The sequence below is a fragment of the Streptomyces sp. NBC_01142 genome (assembly GCF_026341125.1).
GTDB lineage: Bacteria > Actinomycetota > Actinomycetes > Streptomycetales > Streptomycetaceae > Streptomyces.
Genome location: NZ_JAPEOR010000004.1, coordinates 158,107 through 173,728, shown reverse-complemented (window position 1 = coordinate 173,728; position 15,622 = coordinate 158,107). Strand labels below are relative to the sequence as shown.

At 69.9% G+C, this 15,622-nt stretch carries 15 protein-coding genes and 1 pseudogene; 10 read left to right on the top strand and 6 right to left on the bottom strand.

Annotated elements, in window-relative coordinates:
* Positions 1-12 precede the first annotated feature (12 nt).
* Together OG883_RS43205 and OG883_RS43200 are read left to right on the top strand one after the other, a co-directional pair.
* Complete coding sequence (locus tag OG883_RS43205) at positions 13-801, top strand: HisA/HisF-related TIM barrel protein (RefSeq protein ID WP_266553767.1); 789 nt, start codon at positions 13-15, stop codon at positions 799-801.
* The gene (locus OG883_RS43200; protein ID WP_266553765.1) at positions 798-1,571 is read left to right on the top strand and encodes a class I SAM-dependent methyltransferase; all 774 of its coding nucleotides are present in this window, start codon (positions 798-800) and stop codon (positions 1,569-1,571) included. The genes OG883_RS43205 and OG883_RS43200 overlap by 4 nt, the downstream gene beginning before the upstream one ends.
* Positions 1,572-1,671: 100 nt before the next feature.
* Here OG883_RS43200 and hisF read toward each other — a convergent pair whose 3' ends face one another.
* The 6 genes and pseudogenes from hisF to OG883_RS43170 all read right to left on the bottom strand — a co-directional run bounded on the left by hisF (position 1,672) and on the right by OG883_RS43170 (position 7,510).
* Positions 1,672-2,487 carry an imidazole glycerol phosphate synthase subunit HisF gene (hisF, locus tag OG883_RS43195; protein ID WP_266553763.1) on the bottom strand — a complete coding sequence of 272 codons (816 nt, stop codon included), beginning with the start codon at positions 2,485-2,487 and terminating at the stop codon, positions 1,672-1,674.
* A complete protein-coding gene (hisH, locus tag OG883_RS43190; protein WP_266553761.1) occupies positions 2,475-3,119 on the bottom strand; it encodes an imidazole glycerol phosphate synthase subunit HisH in 645 nt (214 codons plus the stop codon). The genes hisF and hisH overlap by 13 nt, the downstream gene beginning before the upstream one ends.
* A gap of 392 nt (positions 3,120-3,511) precedes the next feature.
* Positions 3,512-3,949, bottom strand: coding sequence for a GFA family protein (locus OG883_RS43185; RefSeq protein WP_266553759.1), 438 nt, complete (start codon positions 3,947-3,949; stop codon positions 3,512-3,514).
* A gap of 121 nt (positions 3,950-4,070) precedes the next feature.
* Positions 4,071-5,031, bottom strand: a pseudogene (locus OG883_RS43180) (UDP-glucose/GDP-mannose dehydrogenase family protein); the annotation flags it as partial.
* A gap of 1,142 nt (positions 5,032-6,173) precedes the next feature.
* Positions 6,174-6,707 carry a GNAT family N-acetyltransferase gene (locus tag OG883_RS43175; protein WP_266553757.1) on the bottom strand — a complete coding sequence of 178 codons (534 nt, stop codon included), beginning with the start codon at positions 6,705-6,707 and terminating at the stop codon, positions 6,174-6,176.
* A complete protein-coding gene (locus tag OG883_RS43170; RefSeq protein WP_266553755.1) occupies positions 6,704-7,510 on the bottom strand; it encodes a GntR family transcriptional regulator in 807 nt (268 codons plus the stop codon). The genes OG883_RS43175 and OG883_RS43170 overlap by 4 nt, the downstream gene beginning before the upstream one ends.
* A 541-nt stretch (positions 7,511-8,051) precedes the next feature.
* Between OG883_RS43170 and OG883_RS43165 the strand changes: the two genes are divergently transcribed.
* The 8 genes from OG883_RS43165 to OG883_RS43130 all read left to right on the top strand — a co-directional run bounded on the left by OG883_RS43165 (position 8,052) and on the right by OG883_RS43130 (position 15,473).
* Positions 8,052-8,240 carry a hypothetical protein gene (locus tag OG883_RS43165; RefSeq protein ID WP_266553753.1) on the top strand — a complete coding sequence of 63 codons (189 nt, stop codon included), beginning with the start codon at positions 8,052-8,054 and terminating at the stop codon, positions 8,238-8,240.
* A complete protein-coding gene (locus OG883_RS43160) occupies positions 8,240-8,758 on the top strand; it encodes a hypothetical protein (protein WP_266553751.1) in 519 nt (172 codons plus the stop codon). Before OG883_RS43165 ends, OG883_RS43160 begins: the two co-directional genes overlap by 1 nt.
* Positions 8,755-8,916, top strand: coding sequence for a hypothetical protein (locus OG883_RS43155; protein ID WP_266553749.1), 162 nt, complete (start codon positions 8,755-8,757; stop codon positions 8,914-8,916). Before OG883_RS43160 ends, OG883_RS43155 begins: the two co-directional genes overlap by 4 nt.
* A gap of 270 nt (positions 8,917-9,186) precedes the next feature.
* Positions 9,187-10,752: a DUF2637 domain-containing protein gene (locus tag OG883_RS43150; RefSeq protein WP_266553747.1), complete on the top strand. Its 1,566-nt coding sequence runs from the start codon at positions 9,187-9,189 to the stop codon at positions 10,750-10,752.
* Positions 10,745-11,845 (top strand): hypothetical protein, encoded by a 1,101-nt coding sequence (locus OG883_RS43145; protein ID WP_266553745.1) that lies wholly within the window; start codon positions 10,745-10,747, stop codon positions 11,843-11,845. Before OG883_RS43150 ends, OG883_RS43145 begins: the two co-directional genes overlap by 8 nt.
* Complete coding sequence (locus tag OG883_RS43140) at positions 11,842-12,363, top strand: hypothetical protein (RefSeq protein WP_266553743.1); 522 nt, start codon at positions 11,842-11,844, stop codon at positions 12,361-12,363. The genes OG883_RS43145 and OG883_RS43140 overlap by 4 nt, the downstream gene beginning before the upstream one ends.
* Positions 12,364-12,553: 190 nt before the next feature.
* A complete protein-coding gene (locus OG883_RS43135) occupies positions 12,554-15,004 on the top strand; it encodes a hypothetical protein (protein ID WP_266553741.1) in 2,451 nt (816 codons plus the stop codon).
* Positions 15,005-15,209: 205 nt separating this feature from the next.
* Complete coding sequence (locus tag OG883_RS43130) at positions 15,210-15,473, top strand: hypothetical protein (protein WP_266553739.1); 264 nt, start codon at positions 15,210-15,212, stop codon at positions 15,471-15,473.
* Positions 15,474-15,622: the final 149 nt, after the last annotated feature.

Genomic DNA, 15,622 nt, shown 5'->3' with positions numbered 1-15,622 from the left:
GGAGGCGCCCGCATGCCCACCACCCCCACCCCGGCGACCGCCACGGCCCCCATGGCCGATCCCGCCGGGCCGACCGGCCCGTGGCGGGTGAACGTCGACGTCCGCCACGGCACGGTCACCTCCCTCCCCGGCCTGCCGCCGGGACGGCTGCTCGCCGACCTCCTCGACGACAACGTGCCCACCGCCGTCATCGACCTCGACCGCTCCACCGGCACCAGCACTGCGCTGCTGGAGACGGCCGTGCGCCACCACCCCGGCCGGCTGTGGGCCGGCGGCCGCCTGGCCCCGCGCGACCCGGCCGTCCGCCGCCTCCTGGACGCCGGCGCCGCCGGTGTCCTGCTCGGCTCCACCGGACTGGTCCCCGACGGCCGCCTCGACCCGCACGCCTGGCCGGACTTCACCACCCTCGCCGACGCCGGACAACTGATGCTCTCCCTCGACGCCGTGGACGGACGGATCGTCACCGACGGCTTCACCCGAACCACCAGCGTGCCGCTGACCGACGCCCTGGACGCCCTCCTCGACGCCACCGGCAGCACCCAGCCCATCCTGATCACCGACGCCCGCGCGGCCACCCACCGCACCCCGCCCCCCTGGCACATCCTCGACCGCATCGCGGACCGCCGCCCGCGCTCCCACCTGTGGTACGCCGGCGGCCTGGCCGGATGGGCCGACCTGACGCGCCTGTGGCACGCCGGCTGGGGCGCCGTCGTCGGCCGCGCCTACCTCACCGCCCCCCGCGGCCTGCCCGACGCCGAAGGCCGCCTCCACCGCACCCCGCCCACGGAGAACCCGACATGACCCAGCCCGCCCCCACGCCCGACCGTGACCCGTGGTGGATCAGCAACTACCGCGGCACCGGCTACCTGGAGCGCTACGGAAGCCACGACGGTGCCACCACCCGACGCGACATCGACTTCCTCACCGCCCGCCTCGCCCTGCAGACCGATCACACGATCCTCGACCTGTGCTGCGCCTTCGCCCGGCACACGGCCGAGCTGACCCGCCGCGGCTACACCCACACCACCGGCGTCGACCTGTCCCAGGACCTCCTCGACCACGCCGCCGCCACCGCCGCGGCGGACGGCGAGCGGATCAACCTGCTGCACGCCGACGTCCGCGACCTTCCCCTGGACGACGGCTGCGCCGACGCCGTCCTGCTCCTGTTCAACTCCTTCGGCTTCCTCGACACCACCGACGAGGACCTCGGCGTCCTCCGCGAAGCGTTCCGCGTCCTGCGCCCCGGCGGCCGCATGGTCATGGACCACTTCACCCCGCACCCCGACACCACCGGCATGGGCGCCCGCACCGTCCGCGGCGACCACGCCGAAACCACCCAGCAGGTCACTTGGGGCCCGGTCACGCGCAGGCTGAACCGGCACACCACCACCGCCTACGACGACGGCACCACCGACACCAGCCACAGCTCGGTCCGCCTCTACACCCCCGCCGAGCTGACCGACCTGCTGCACGCGGCCGGCTTCGTCGTCGACGAGCAGTTCGGCGGCTACGACGCCCGCCCCCTCACCGCCGACAGCAGCCGCCACCTCGTCACCGCGCACCGCCCCTGACCCGCCGCACGCCCGGGACGGCCGTGCGGCGCCGGAAACGAAGCTGGGCCCGGCCGCATTGTGCGACCGGGCCCGGCTTCGTTTCCGGGAGGGAGCGTGGTCAGGTCAGGCGGACCGGGAGCCCGTACCGCTTGGCGAGCTCGGCCTTGATCTCCCCGACCGGGACGGTGCGCTCCATACGCGGCGAGTACAGCAGCGAGCTGACGATCGCCGCCGACGCGCCCGCTTCGGTGAACGCCGCCGCCGCGTGCTCGGCTGAACCGGCGCCGCCGGAGGCGATCACCGGCAGGTTGACCGCCTCGGCGATCCTGCGGGTGATCTCCAGGTCGTAGCCCTCGTGCGTGCCGTCCTGGTCGATGGAGTTGACGCAGATCTCCCCCGCGCCCAGCTCCTCGCCCCGGCGCGCCCACACGATGGCGTCCATGCCGGTGGCCTGCCGGGCACCGTCGATGAACACCTCGTACCCGCTGGGAATCTCGGCCGTGACCGGGACGCGCTTGACCTGCATGGACTGCACGATGCACTGGCGGCCGAACTCGGCCGACCCCTCGGTGATGATCGAGGGATTGCGCACCGCCATCGAGTCCAGACTGATCTTCTCCGCGCCGGCGGCCAGCACGGCGTGCATGTCCTCCAGCGACCGGATCCCGCCACCCACCGTCAGCGGCACGAACACGGTCTCGGCGACCTTGCGGATCGTGGCGAGGTCCGCCTGGCGGCGCTGAGCGCTGGCGAGGATGTCGTAGAAGATGATCTCGTCGATGCCGTCCGCGTACACCGACGCGGCGACCTCGGCGGCGTCGCCTACGTCGATGTTGTCCTCGAATCGGCGGGCCTTGGTGACCCTGCCGTCGATGATGTCGAAGCAGGCGATCAGCCGGGTGGTCAGCCCCGTCGTGATGGTCAGGCCGGGCACAGTTCCTCCTGCGGGGTCTTGGCGAACCGCTCGAGGAGGTCCAGCCCCAGCGGGCCGGACTTCTCGGTGTGGAACTGCGTGGCCATGATGTTGCCGCGCGCGACGGCAGAGGTGAACGGCAGACCGTACTCCGTGGTCGCCGCGATGTCCCCGGCGTCCGCGGGGTCAGCGTAGTAGCTGTTCACGAAGTAGAAGTGGCCCGCTTCCGGCAGACCGGCCAGGAAGGGATGGGCCGAGGTGCGGTGCACCTGGTTCCACCCCATCTGCGGCACTCGCACGTCGGCGCCGTCAAAGGCCCGTACGGTCCCGGGCAGCCAGCCCAGGCATGTCGCGTCCTGTTCCTCGCTGGTCTCGAAGAGGACCTGTAGGCCCACGCAGATGCCCAGGAACGGGGTGCGGCCTTCGATAACCCGGGCGTGAAGTGCCTCGGGCCATCCGGCTTCGGACAGGTAGGTCATCGTGGTCCCGGCTGATCCGACACCAGGAAGGATGATCCGGTCGATGCCGTCCAGTTCCGATGGCGAGGTGAGCAGACGGTTCGGCACACCGAGGAAGTTCAGCGCGTGGACCACGCTCTGGCTGTTTCCGGTGCGGTAGTCGATCACGCCGACCACGGGTCGGTCGTCCTGCATGAACGCCTCAATCTAAGGGCCGTCGAGGGCGCCCCGGTTGAAGTAGCTGGCCGCCGTCACATAGACGGCAAAGGTCACTGTGAGTCTATCGGCGGCGACTAGCCGATGCTGCTTGTTCCGCCCGGGCTCTGCGAGTCAGGGCGGAAGAACTGCCCTCTTCCCCAAGCCGTCCCAGTCTCGAGCGCTTCAGCCGACGGGGCTGCTCTGGATGTCCGGCACCTGGGGCAGCCACTGCACGGCGTTGTCGCGGAAGCTCTGATTGACTGGATCGAGGTCAGCTCCGTTGGTGTCGTCTAGAGCCGTTACGACAATGCCGAGTTCCGGGACGTCGCTATCGATCGCCGCGAGGCTGCCGCAGTGGGGGGTGAAGTCGCCGGCCAGTGGACGCGCGGTCAGCCAGCCGCACTGTGCTCGGTCTCCGGCACTGGGGGCAGCCAGTGCACCGCGTTGTCCTTGAAGGACGCGTGGATGGGCACAAGGTCTGCGCCGCTCGTGTCGTCGAGGGCGGTGACGTTGATGCCGATCTCCGGGATGGTGCTGTCGATCGCCGCGACACGGCTGCCACAGGTCGGGCAGAAGCCGCGTTTCGCCTCGCCTTCGAAGGTCTCGTACCAGGTCGGCTCGCTCTCTCCGGTCCAGGTGATCGTCTCGAATCCCACCCACCACATCACAGGGGTGCCACCGAGTTTCTGGCAGTGCCCACAGGCACAGGTGTGAGGGAAGACGGCCGGACCCCGGGCGGTGAAGCGGATGCGGCCGCATAGGCAGCCGCCGGTACGTCCCTCGGCTTCTTCGGCTCCCTGGGCGTCGGCGGTGAGAGTGGCGTTCATCAGCTGATCTCCTGGGATCGGTAGGTTAGTTGAGTCCACCAATGTGCCATCCCTTCCGTAATCGTCAGGACGCCGTCGGCGGCCTGCGGAGGCGTCGCGGGCCGGGCGACAAAGCTCCGGCTCAGGGGCGGCCGAGGGCGCGGACAGCCCATCCGGCGTCGCGCCAGGTGTCGGCGTTGAGGGTGCCGCGGCCGTCGATGACCCTCGGGGTCCCGGCGCGGGTGGCGAGGCGGTGCGGGTCGATGTGGGAGAACTGCGGCCACTCGGTCAGGTGCAGCAGCAGGTCGGCGTCCTGGACGGCGGCGATCGGGTCGTCGGCATAGTCGAGTTCGGGGTGTGCCTTGCGGGCGTTGTCCAGGGCCTGCGGATCGGTGACGGTGACTTCGGCGCCGAGTTCGTGGAGCTTCTGGGCGACGGCGAGGGCGGGCGAGTCGCGGATGTCGTCGGTGTTCGGCTTGAAAGCCGCGCCCCAGACGGTGATCTGCTTGCCCATGAGGTTGCCGCCGAGCTGTTCGCGGGCGAGGTCGCCAATGGCTCGCGGCGCCGGCTGTTGATGGCGTCGACCTCACGGAGGATCGTCAGGGCCTGGTCGACGCCGAGCTCGCCGGCGCGGGCCATGAAGCCGCAATGTCCTTGGGCAGGCAGCCGCCGCCGAAGCCGAGGCCGGGGCGCATGCCGCGGCGGCCGATGCGTGCATCGTGGCCGAGGATGTCGGCGAGCTGGCCGACGTCGGCGCCGGAGGCTTCGCAGACCTCGGCGATCGCGTTGATGAAGGAGATCTTCGTGGCGAGGAAGGCGTTCGCGGACGCCTTGGCGAGCTCGGCCGTCGCCCAGTCGGTGACGATCGTGGGTGTCCCCGCCCCGATGATCTTGTCGAAGCACTGCCGCAGTACCGCTTCGGCCCAGGAGTGTTCATTCTCGAATCCGAGGACGAGCCGGTCGGGGCGAAGGGTGTCCTCGATGGCGAACGACTCGCGCAGGAACTCCGGGTTCCAGGCGACCTCGGTCGCTTCCCCCGCCGGTGCGAACTCGTGCAGGAGGTCGCGGACGCGGGGTGCGGTGCCCACTGGGACGGAGGCTCGGCTGCTGACGCCGCTTGTCGAGCAGCAGCTGGGATCTTGAGTGGATGGCCTTGTCGGATCCGCGGCGTCCCTTCGGCCGGCGCTGCGGGCGGTCCAACAGGCCCTTGGGGATCCACGAGTGGATGAGCCGCGCGTTGGCCTCGTAGCTGGCCGAGGTGGCGTCGGCGACCAGGTCGTCGATCGTCCGGGGCTCCGTGATCTGCGTCCAGGGCTGGTGCACCGTTTGAAATTACATCGGTTCGCCTCGAACCCGGGCGGCATATCGCGCAGTTGAAGCCCATCGGGATGCCACCTCGAAGGGCAAGGCGCGAAGGGCCCGGTCGCTGGATGGTCTGGCCGGCCTCAGCCGATCCGGGCCCCTCGCGCGGAGCGCGATCACCTGTCCGGAAGAGAGACGAGGCACTCCATGACGCTTGACCCTATCCCGACGCCCCCGAGTGCCCGAGCGACCCGGGCTCGTCGGCGGAAGCCGACTCGCAGGTACTTCCGCCTGGTCACCGCTGGCCTCCTCAAGGGCGCCGCCCAGGCCGTCGGGGCTGCGGTCGTCACCGCTGCTCTCTGGTGGTTCCGCAACACCTGACCTTCCGCTATGTGGGCCTGCGTCGACCACTCGGGCGCCGAGATGGCCACCGGCCACGGTCTGCCCGCGACCAGCCTCTGTCCACAGACGCGCAGCCGTACGGTCCCGCTCCCGATCAAGGAACAGAAGGGTCGCGTATGTCCACAATGGCCTGCTTCGAGTCGCTGACGATCGGCTAGTTCGAGCCGATCACGTTGTCGCCGTCGATCTCTGGGGCCCACCTGCCCATGACGAGCGTCAACCCACCGAGGCGGTGCTGGGGCAGCCAGCGCGGATCGTCGTCCGTGTCTCCGGGCCCAACCCGTCCTGGGTTCACGTAGCGACCTGTGCGGCTGCGCGCGGTGGCGAGTTGGTCGTCGGGCTGCTCAGCGCGCTCGCCTCAGCCGGCGCGCGTCCTCCGGGCGTCGCGTTCGTCTACGGGCTCCACAATGCCGGTGAACTGTCGCGCTGGATGGTCGGTCCGACGATTCCTCTCACCGACCCGCGGGTGCCGCCCTTTCAGGAGGTGCGGGACTGTACGCCGACGAGGCGGGGCGCAGGAAGGTTCCTGAGCCCCGCAGTGTCACGCTCCCGTCGGTGTGAAGGGGTGCTCGCACGGTTCGGCGGGGCGTTGGGCTACCCATCCGGATCCGTAGGCGGCCGGGCCGTTCACGGTGCGCACGTGGGTGAAGCCGAGGCGCTCGTAGTAACCGTGCAGGCGAGGGTTGGTCGTCCAGGCGTCGAGCCGCAGCCACTTCATCCCACTGCGAGCGGCCTGGTCTCCGCACCAGTCCAGAATTCTGGCCCCCAGGCGGTCCCCGCCGCCCGGTCGAGCCAAGGTCAACTTATGTACGTAGAAGGATGGTTCGCGTATCTCGTCCTCAGTCCACAGGGCAGGTTCCGCCCTCTGGTCGAGGGTGACCGTAGCCACGGGCGGCGCACTGGGCGACGGCCGGAAGAGGAAGGCCTCGCCGGCCAACACGCTCTCGGTGAGGAGCTCGGGCGGGTAGGGCGTGGACCACTGGTCACTGCCCTGGTCACGCAGCCAGTTCGCCGCATCCACGCGGAACTGGATGAGTCGGGGGATGTCGGCCGTCTCGGCCCGGGCAACGATCACTCGCCGCCTCGCCCCGTACTGCGGAACCGCTCGTACACCGTGATGTTGCGGTGGGCCGGCAACGTGAAGAGGGTGACCTGCACAGGCATGTCGTCCGCGTCGTAGTTGGTGCTGACGATCTTGATGGCAGGCACCGAGTTGCCCTCACCAAGGCCTAGACGCACGTTCTCCCCCGCGGTCGTCGTGTGGGGGTGGATCTCGTCTATGGAGCGGACGATCTCGTGTCCCAGCTCGGCAAGGACTCGGTTCGTGCCGCGGTCGACGTTGTCCTCGAGCATCCAGTCGCTTCCCTCGACGATCCGGAGCGCAACGTACGAGTCGTCGGTGTGAGCCGCAGCCCCGTCCACCATGTTGGTCCTGCGCCGGACGGCGACGAACTCGCCGTCCCGCAGGCAGAGGCGGCTGCGCACCAGTTCCTCTGCCGGCTCGCGCGTGATCTCGTCCATACGCGCGTCGCCCTTGCGGTGCGCGGCGTCGAGCAGGGACGTGTAGACGTCGACGTTGGGCGCCTTCTCGTGGAACTCCGATTGCGGGAAGAAGACCAACGGCTTCCAGTCGTGCACCCAGGCTCCTGAGCCTTTCCGCGTCCGCACGATGCCCTCGGCCCTGAGTTTCTCCAGGACGCGCACCATCGACTGCCGGCTCAGCCCGTACTCGGCACCGAGACTCTGCGCTGCGGGGAGCTTGTCTGGAGATCCGTCCGGCTTACGGAAGTCCCCTTTTTGGATGCGCTTGCGCAGCAGGATGACGACATCGTCGACCGTCGCCTTCTCCTGCGCATTCGGCGGGCGTTTTGTACTCATGGCCGCACCTTAGCAACCTGTCGCGACAGGTTAGCAAGAGTCGCATCGAGCCGTACACCGGCACCCATAGAGGATTGCCCCTCCTGCGGCGCTGTTGCGCGCCCCATCAACTCAACCTGTCAAGACAGGTATTGACGGGCTGCCAGGTGATCGCCTACCTTCGTGATCGGCGCCACAACCTGTCTTGACAGGTTTGGGTATCTGCGACCGCATTCTTCGGGTCTAAGCAGCTCAATTCGGCGCACTGCCGGGCTCGCGCGATGCAAGCCCGCTCCTTGAGAACTGCACAGCGGACACAGGACTGAGCGCCCGCGGGCTACCCATCGGCATCGCCGAACGGCCACCCGAGCGGGCGCGATTGACAGTCCAGGCAACCAAGGCCCGGCACACCCTGCGTGTGCCGCGGCCTTGGCCGTCTGGCCAACACAACGGCCCCGGCCAGGAGTTATCTCCCGGCCAGGGCCGCCCTCGGCCCCTCTGGGGAGTCGCCACTCCCGCCAGGGCCTCATCCGAACACCTCACTCAGCGAGGAGTCCGAACTGTGTCCCAGATTAGTGATCGCCCCGCTCGCGCCGCCGGCCAGGTCGGAGCGACGAGCTCCGCACACTCCAAGACGATCGCCGCCGCGGTGGACACCGCTACGCGTGCCCGCGCCGCCGAGGTCGCGGGGGCGTACCTGTCCAACCTGGCCCTGGCTGCCAAGACGGCGGCCGCCAAGGGGGCGTGCTGATGTCCGCGCCCGCTCCCTTCGAGCCCGTGCACTCGAGCCTGGTCGAATTCGTGGGAATGGCCCGCAGTCGACTCGGCAACCTGAGTCCGACCGAGCGCCGGGTGAGGGCGGCCGAGGCTGCGCGCGACGTGCTGCGCCGCGTGATCAAGCTCGATCTGAAGAGCATGTCGGCGGACGAACTCGTCCTGGAAGTAATGGAGATGCGCGGAGCCCTGACCGGCCTGCTGACCGTCACGGTCCCGGCCGCCACGCCGCCTGCTCGGCCCGAGGACGGTGGACTCACCGACGACGACCTGGTCGCCAGCCTCTTCAACATGATCAGCGATGTGGCGCCGCTGGAGGCCGACGTGGCCGTCCACGTCGGGCGCCCGCTGCCCAACCCGCTGATCGACTCCCTGGTCAGGGCGATCAACGCGCCGGGCCTGCATGACGCCGGCGAGTACCTGGAAGCCCGCGGCCACTGCGGGACCTCCACCGTTCACATCACCGCCATGGCGGCAGCCGGAGGTACGCGGTGACGCAGAGCACGCCCCAGGCTCCGCAGCCTCGCGAGAACCAGATCCTGGCCGAACCCGCCACGGTCGACCGGTGCCGGCAGGACTACAACCGCGGATCCGCCGACCGGGCGACCGCCTTCAAGCAGATGCGCCGGGCGGGGGCGCCTGATCCCTCGTGATCACGGCGCTTCGCCTGCTCCGACCGCCGCCGCCAGGGCGCGGGCGGTGACCCCACGGGCGGCTAGAGCGCCGGTGATGGCCCTTCAGCAACTCGCGGGGGACGGCAGAACCCCGTTACCCCCGCGTCTCCGCCCCTCGGAGCCGCCTCGCACAGGAGAAGTTCGGTGACCACCACCTCCAGCACTCCCCCTACGACATTCTCGGAGGCCGCGGCCGACGAGCCGGGCCGACAGCCGCTCAACAAGGCGCAGCGCGTGATCGTCGGTGTCGTGGTCGGCGGCGCGGTGGTGATCGCCGGAATCGGGTTCGTCGGCTCGTACGCCGCGGTCCGGGACCTTGCGATCCGCAAGGGCTTCGGCACATTTGCCCACGTGTTCCCGCTCGGAGTCGACGCGGGGATCCTTGTCCTGCTCGCGCTGGATCTGTTGCTGACCTGGCTTCGGATGCCGTTTCCCATGCTGCGGCAGACTGCTTGGCTGCTGACTGGCGCAACGATCTCGTTCAACGGTGCCGCGGCCTGGCCCGACCCTCTGGGGGTCGGCATGCACGCGGTGATCCCGATCTTGTTCGTGGTGACGGTCGAGGCCGCCCGGCACACGGTCGGGCAGCTGGCGAACATCACCGCCGGCCGTCACATGGAGCCGGTCCGGCTGATCCGGTGGCTGCTGTCGCCGCTTCCCACGTTCAAGTTGTGGCGGCGGATGAAGTTGTGGGAGCTGCGTTCCTACGACACGGTCATCAAGCTCGAGCAGGAGCGCCTCGTCTACCAGGCCCGCCTGCGGAGCCGGTTCGGTCGCGCCTGGCGCCGCAAGGCTCCGGTCGAGGCTCGGCTGCCGCTGCAACTCGCCCGCTATGGCGTCCCGCTCAGTGCGGGCCGCGACCTCGTGTCGGCATCTCCGCAGACGCCGGAGGGGAACGCGCTGGAGACCCACGTCGCCGACGCGCTCGCGATCACCTCCGCCGGGGACGACCTGCCGGAGGTCCCCACCGGCGAGAGCATGAACGTTCCTCCGCAGCCCGTGAACGCGGGCGCCGCCGGTGGCGTGAACCCCCGCGACGGGAAAGGGCCAACGCAGCGGCGGGCAAACGTGCATGCAGCGGCCGAGCGTGAACCGGGCACCGTGAATCCGGACGTCGGCCCAAGCGTGAACCCGCCTATTCACGCGCCGGCCGACGCCCTCGTGAACGGTTCACGGCAGGGCGGTTCACGGCCGCCCGTGAACCGGTCGGCGAGCGAGGCCGATTCACGCATGAAGCAGTTCACGGCCACCGTGAACGGCATCGCCGTGAACCGCGTGAACTCCGTGAACCCGCTGCTCACGGGCACCGTGAACGGGTTCACGCCGATCGTGAAGCCCCGTGAATTCACGCGTGAAGCCGAGACCGTGAATCGGCCGGACTGGAGCGTGAAGCCGCCGGTGCAGGTGCCCGTGAACCGCTCGTCCGACCGTGAATCGGACGGCGTGAACGACGCCCCCGACACCGTGAAATCGGCACCGGACAAGGCCGTGAACGAGCACCCCGACGATCGTAAAGAGGAGAGCGTGAACGACGGCGAGGACGGCGTGAACGCCGGTGCCGTGAATTCACGACGCACCCGTCGCCTGCACGCCGCGAAGGCGCCGGCGCCGAGCTCGGTTCACGCCGCCGTCGGCGCCCCGAGCCCGGAGGAGGCGGAGCGGGCCAAGGCGGCGGCCGACTGGTTCGCCGCCAAGAAGGCGAACCCGAGCCTGACGCAGAAGGCCTTCGTGGAGGGCCTCGGCCGCTCGCCGGGCTGGATGACCAAGGCCCTCAAGGAAGCGGCACGGAAAGCCGAGGCCGCGGCCGATGACTGAGCCGGTCCGCCAGGACCATCCCAGCGCGGCGCACCTGGGGCTGGGCGTCCCGCCCGGCTCGGGAAGGCCCCAGGCTGCCCGCCCGGCAGGGCCGCTGACCTGCGAAGACGCCGACCACAACGAAGAGTTCATCCGCATGCTGATCCACTTCGCCCTTCAGGGAGAGCGGATCACCGGAGCCTCCGAGGAGGGAGGATTCGTGACCACCGCAGACGAGAAGTCCGACCCGTTCCACGTGCCGCTGCCCGTCGAAGTACCGGCAGCCGCGCCCGTCGTGCCAGATGGCACGGGCATTCCCGAGGGGGCTCCGCCTCTTCCGTCCAAGGCGCCGTACGTTCCCGCGCAGACGCGGCCGGCCGCCTCGACTGAGTCGCTCCGGCCGGTGCGTGCGGGGCGAGGCGACGACTGGTGGACGAAGGGGAAGGACCCGAACAACCCGTGGGCTTCCCCGACGTCCCTCACCCCCCAGGAGGACGACGAAACAGCTGGTCAGAGCCGCGAACCGGCTCCTGTTGAGGACGAGCCGGGACGGGAGCACAGCCGCGGCGAGCGCGAAGAGACTCCTGTGATTCCCGGGCCGATCGTGAAGGAGCCGGCCGACGAGGACAGCGGGCAGGGATCGGTCACCGCGCAGGTGCGCGAGGCGTTCGCTCCGGTGGCGGCCGAACTGCGGGAGCTGCGTGGTCGGTTCGCCCGCCCGTACGAGCCCAGTGACGACGCGGTGGAGAACGGAAAGCGGCTGCGCTGGATGCGTATCCGCCGGTACGGCATCCCGCTCGGTGTCGCACTCATCCCCCTGCCGCCCACTTTGCCGGGCGTCGGGGATGTGGTCGGCGGATACTCCTTGGCCGCCATGTACGCATCGATTCCCCAGTCGTTGCAGGTCAGTTCCGGCTGGTCACTGGGCTGGGCGGCCGTGGCCGCGCTCGCCCCCACCTGCTTTGTGGTGCTGCGGTTCGCCCGTCACCTCAAGGCCCGGCGCAAGCCGGGATTCACGCTGCGCATCGTCACGTCGGCGATGGTCTGCGGCTCAGTCATGTACGGGCCGGTCGGCGCGTACGTCCTCTACCTCATGAATGGACATATCGCGTGAATACCCTTGCTGCAGGAGAAGCGGGAGCTGCCGGATTCGGTGCCGGGGCGACCGTGGTCGGCGTCCTGATCCTGGTCTACGTGATCCGCCTGTGGAAGGGCGGGAAGACGTCCGGACGCGGGTCGTTCCTTTGGGGTGTTTGCGCCGGAATTCTCCTGGGTCTCGGGGGCGGCATCCTCGGCACCATCGGGGCCACCGCCGGCTGGGCGGCCAGCACCGGCGGCGGCATCCTCTCCGGCACGGGTGGAGGCGTACCTACCGGTGGTGCCCCGGCCTCGCCGAAGGTCAACAGCGGGGAGAAGGGCAGCGTCGGGTCCTTCCTGACCGGCGCGGTGATCGTTGCGTGGAACGCCGCGGCCTGGGCCTCCGACCAGAAGGACGGCAAGAACTGGTTCTTCGTCGGAGCGCTCGTCGGTGTCTGCCTCGGCGCTGCCGGCGGCATCTTCGGCACGCTGTCGGGTGCCATCTCCACGACCGGAAACAGCTTCGGCCAGGTCCTGGGAGGACTCGCCGGATAGCCCGCCACTGATCCGGATCTGATCCGCCGGTGATCCGCCCCTGATCGGCCGGCCGATCGGTCCCTGATCGGCCGGCCGATCGGTCCCGGCGGATCACCGGCGGATCACCATCCCTGTCTCTGACCTGCGGAAACACCATCAGACGTATCACTCGCCCCTCCCCCGCTTCCTGCTCTGCGAAAGGCCGACCGTGGCTGTGGATCTCACCAAACACTCCGACTCCGGCAGCGACGCCACCCCGTCCGCGCACGCTCCCGAGCCCTCCACGGACACCACCGCAGACCCCGTCGAGCCGACGGTCGACAGCGGCGAGGACCAGGACGCCGGCCACGCCACGGAGACAGCACGCTCCACCGGACTTCAGGTGTGGCGGGACGGCCTCGGCCACGTCGCACGCCAGCACCTCGGCCGCTGGTGGAGCGCCGAAGACCTGCCGGACGAGCAGCTCCTGGCAGTGCTCCTCAACCGGCAGCACAAGGACTTCAACGAGCGGATCAAGGTCCGCACGACCGCTGCCAAGGAGCAGCTGAACACGGCCCGCTCCGCCGAGCAGCAGACCCTACAGACGTGGAAAGCGGCCGACCGGATCCAGGGCACCCTCGATGAACTCGCCGACCAGGAGTTCACCCCCCGGATCCCCTCTGAGCACCGGGTGCGTGCGGTCCGCCGTGAACGCGCCCAGTCCCGCCGGACCCACACCCTGATCGCCGCGGGCGTGGCCGGTGTACTGACCTGGCAGGCGCCGGCGGCAGCCGTCGGGGTCTCGGTGTTCATCTCCCTGGCTGGCACCGCCTGGGTCTGGGCGATGGGTCGATGGCCCTGGACGTGGACCGTGAAGACCCCTGCGTTGAGTTTCGATCCGGACGACGAAGTCACCGCGGTGCTCGAGGCCGCCGCCGGCACCGAGCCGGACGCTGGCGCGGACGAAGAGGACGGTGAGGCAGAGATCGCGGCGACGCTGCCGGTCGCTCCCGGGTGGGACCCCGCACCCGGCGGCCCGGAGGACACGCCGGCCGCGGCGGATGCCACGGTCTCCGCCGGTGAGGTCGCCGCTATGGTCCCCGGCAGCGCGGCCCCGGCACCGGCCGCCGCGGGGCCGGTGCCCGGCGGGCGCCCTCTGGAGGGGACCGCGCCTGCAGCGGACGCCCCTCCGTACCCGATCGCGCTGGCCATCACCCCCCAGGCGGCAGCCGACTGCCTATGGCGTGCGCTGCGCGCCGAGGGCGTCGACGTCTGCTGGGTCGGTGACGGCGAACACTTCCCCTGGGGCTGGCAGCTGACCGTGCGGGTCAAGTCCGGCTCCCCGGACGACATCAGCGCGAACAACACCCACAAGGGCCTGATCACTCGGCTGCGCCTGCCACGCAGCAGCGGCGTCCAGGTCGAGCCGTGGGAAGACCCGGGCGACACCTGCACCGTCCGCCTCGTGCAGCGCAACCCGTTCGCGACGCTCGGCGAACTCCCCTACCGGCCGCCGCTGTCGAGGTCGATCAACGACGTCGCCGACTTCGGTCTGGTGATGGACACCTCGCCGCTCGCCTACTCGCTCGCCGGGCTCATGCTCCTCATGGTGGGTGACTCCGGGGCCGCCAAGTCCGGGATCATGCTGGCCATGGCGGAGGTCACCACCGCCTGCTACGACGCGGTGACCTTCAACATCGACCCCTACGGTTCCGGCGTCGCCGACCTGGGCAACGCGATCACCGCGAGCGCGCACAGCGACGAGCAGATCATCGCCGTGCTCCGGTTCTTCCTGAACCTGGCCAAGTCCCGCGCCCGGATGCGTCACAAGTACCGGATGGGCAACACCTGGAAGCCCAGCCGCGAACACCCGGCCGTGTGCCTGTTCGTCGACGAATGGCCCAAGCTGTCCGACGAGGCCAAGAAGCTGCTGATCGAGCTCCTGCTGGTCGGCCGCAAGGAGGCCATCTGGGTCTACGCCGGCTCGCAGTTCGGAACCTCCGACTACCTCGGTGCTCCCATCGGCCCGAAGGTCGCCGCGCGTCTCCTCGGTGCCTGCCGCGGCGACGACGTGACCGCGCTGCTCGGCGCGGGCGCGCTGGCCGAGGGCTACCGGGCAGACCGGCTGACCCCCGCGGTGTCCCCCAGCGACCTGCGCGACGCCGGCGTCATCTACGCCAAGGGCCTGCCCCAGCTGCCGGACCGGCCCGTGCGCTACAAGTTCCGGGAGGTCACCGTCGACACCGCCTCGCGGCTCGGTGAGGAGCGGGCCGAGGCCGGGCTGCCGAGCATCGCCGCGGACTGCGCCGAGGCCGGGCTCGACCTTGCCGCGCTGCTCGCCCTGTGCAGCACGGACCCGGACGAGAGGCCGCTCCCGTCGATCCTCGCCTCCATCCAGTACGCCATGGAGGCCACGGACTCGGCCTACCTCGGCTACGTCCCGGTCGAGGACGTCGTCGCCCGGCTGCGGGAGGAGGACGAGAAGGCGTGGGCCCGCTGGGACCACATGGCCGACGCCAGCGCCCGGCGCCGGGAGCAGGGCAAGGAGATCGCACGGCGCCTCAAGGAGCACGGGATCGGGCTCACGACCGATCGCGTCCCCTCGGTGTCCGACCCGCGGCGCAAGATCACCGCCTATAGGCGGGTGGCGATCGAGCAAGCCATCAAGGAACTCCCGTGAACACACTCGAGGCCCCTCCACGTGGATGGGCCGCTGACCGGAAGGAACTGCCGATGAAGGTGCGCTCCACGGCCCCCTCCCCAGGGCCTGCAGGAGTGCGGGCCCTCACGGGTCGCGTCGCTCGGCACCACGACCGCCCGCGCGCCCGTCCCGGCCAGTCGGCGAGGGCGCGCCACTCGCCGGACGGACCGTGAGGAGGCCGGATATGCCGGATGAGGACCTGCCGGAGAGCCGGCCGGGCTGCGGGAAGCCGAACAGCAAGATCGGCTACGTATGGGAGGTGATGCGGGAGGTGCTCCAGCTGATCGTCAAGCTGGCGCCGATGCTGCTCGGCATGATCGCCCTGGTGGCGCTGGCCCTGTCGCCGCTGGCGCTGGGCTTCTACTTCCTGTACCAGGAGTTGGGCCTGCTCGGCGCCATCGCGTTTCTCGTTCTGATCGTGTCGGTCCTTCGTCTGCTGACTGTCTAGGACGGCCTCTTTTGGCCCCGGGAGAACGGGCTCGGCTGGACCGGGGTGAGGAACGGATTGTTTTGGCCCCACCCAAGAGCCCTTGGGGTCGGATGCACTCTTTTGGAGTAATGCCGGATTGACCCGGGATCGCGGCCGGGATCACGCTG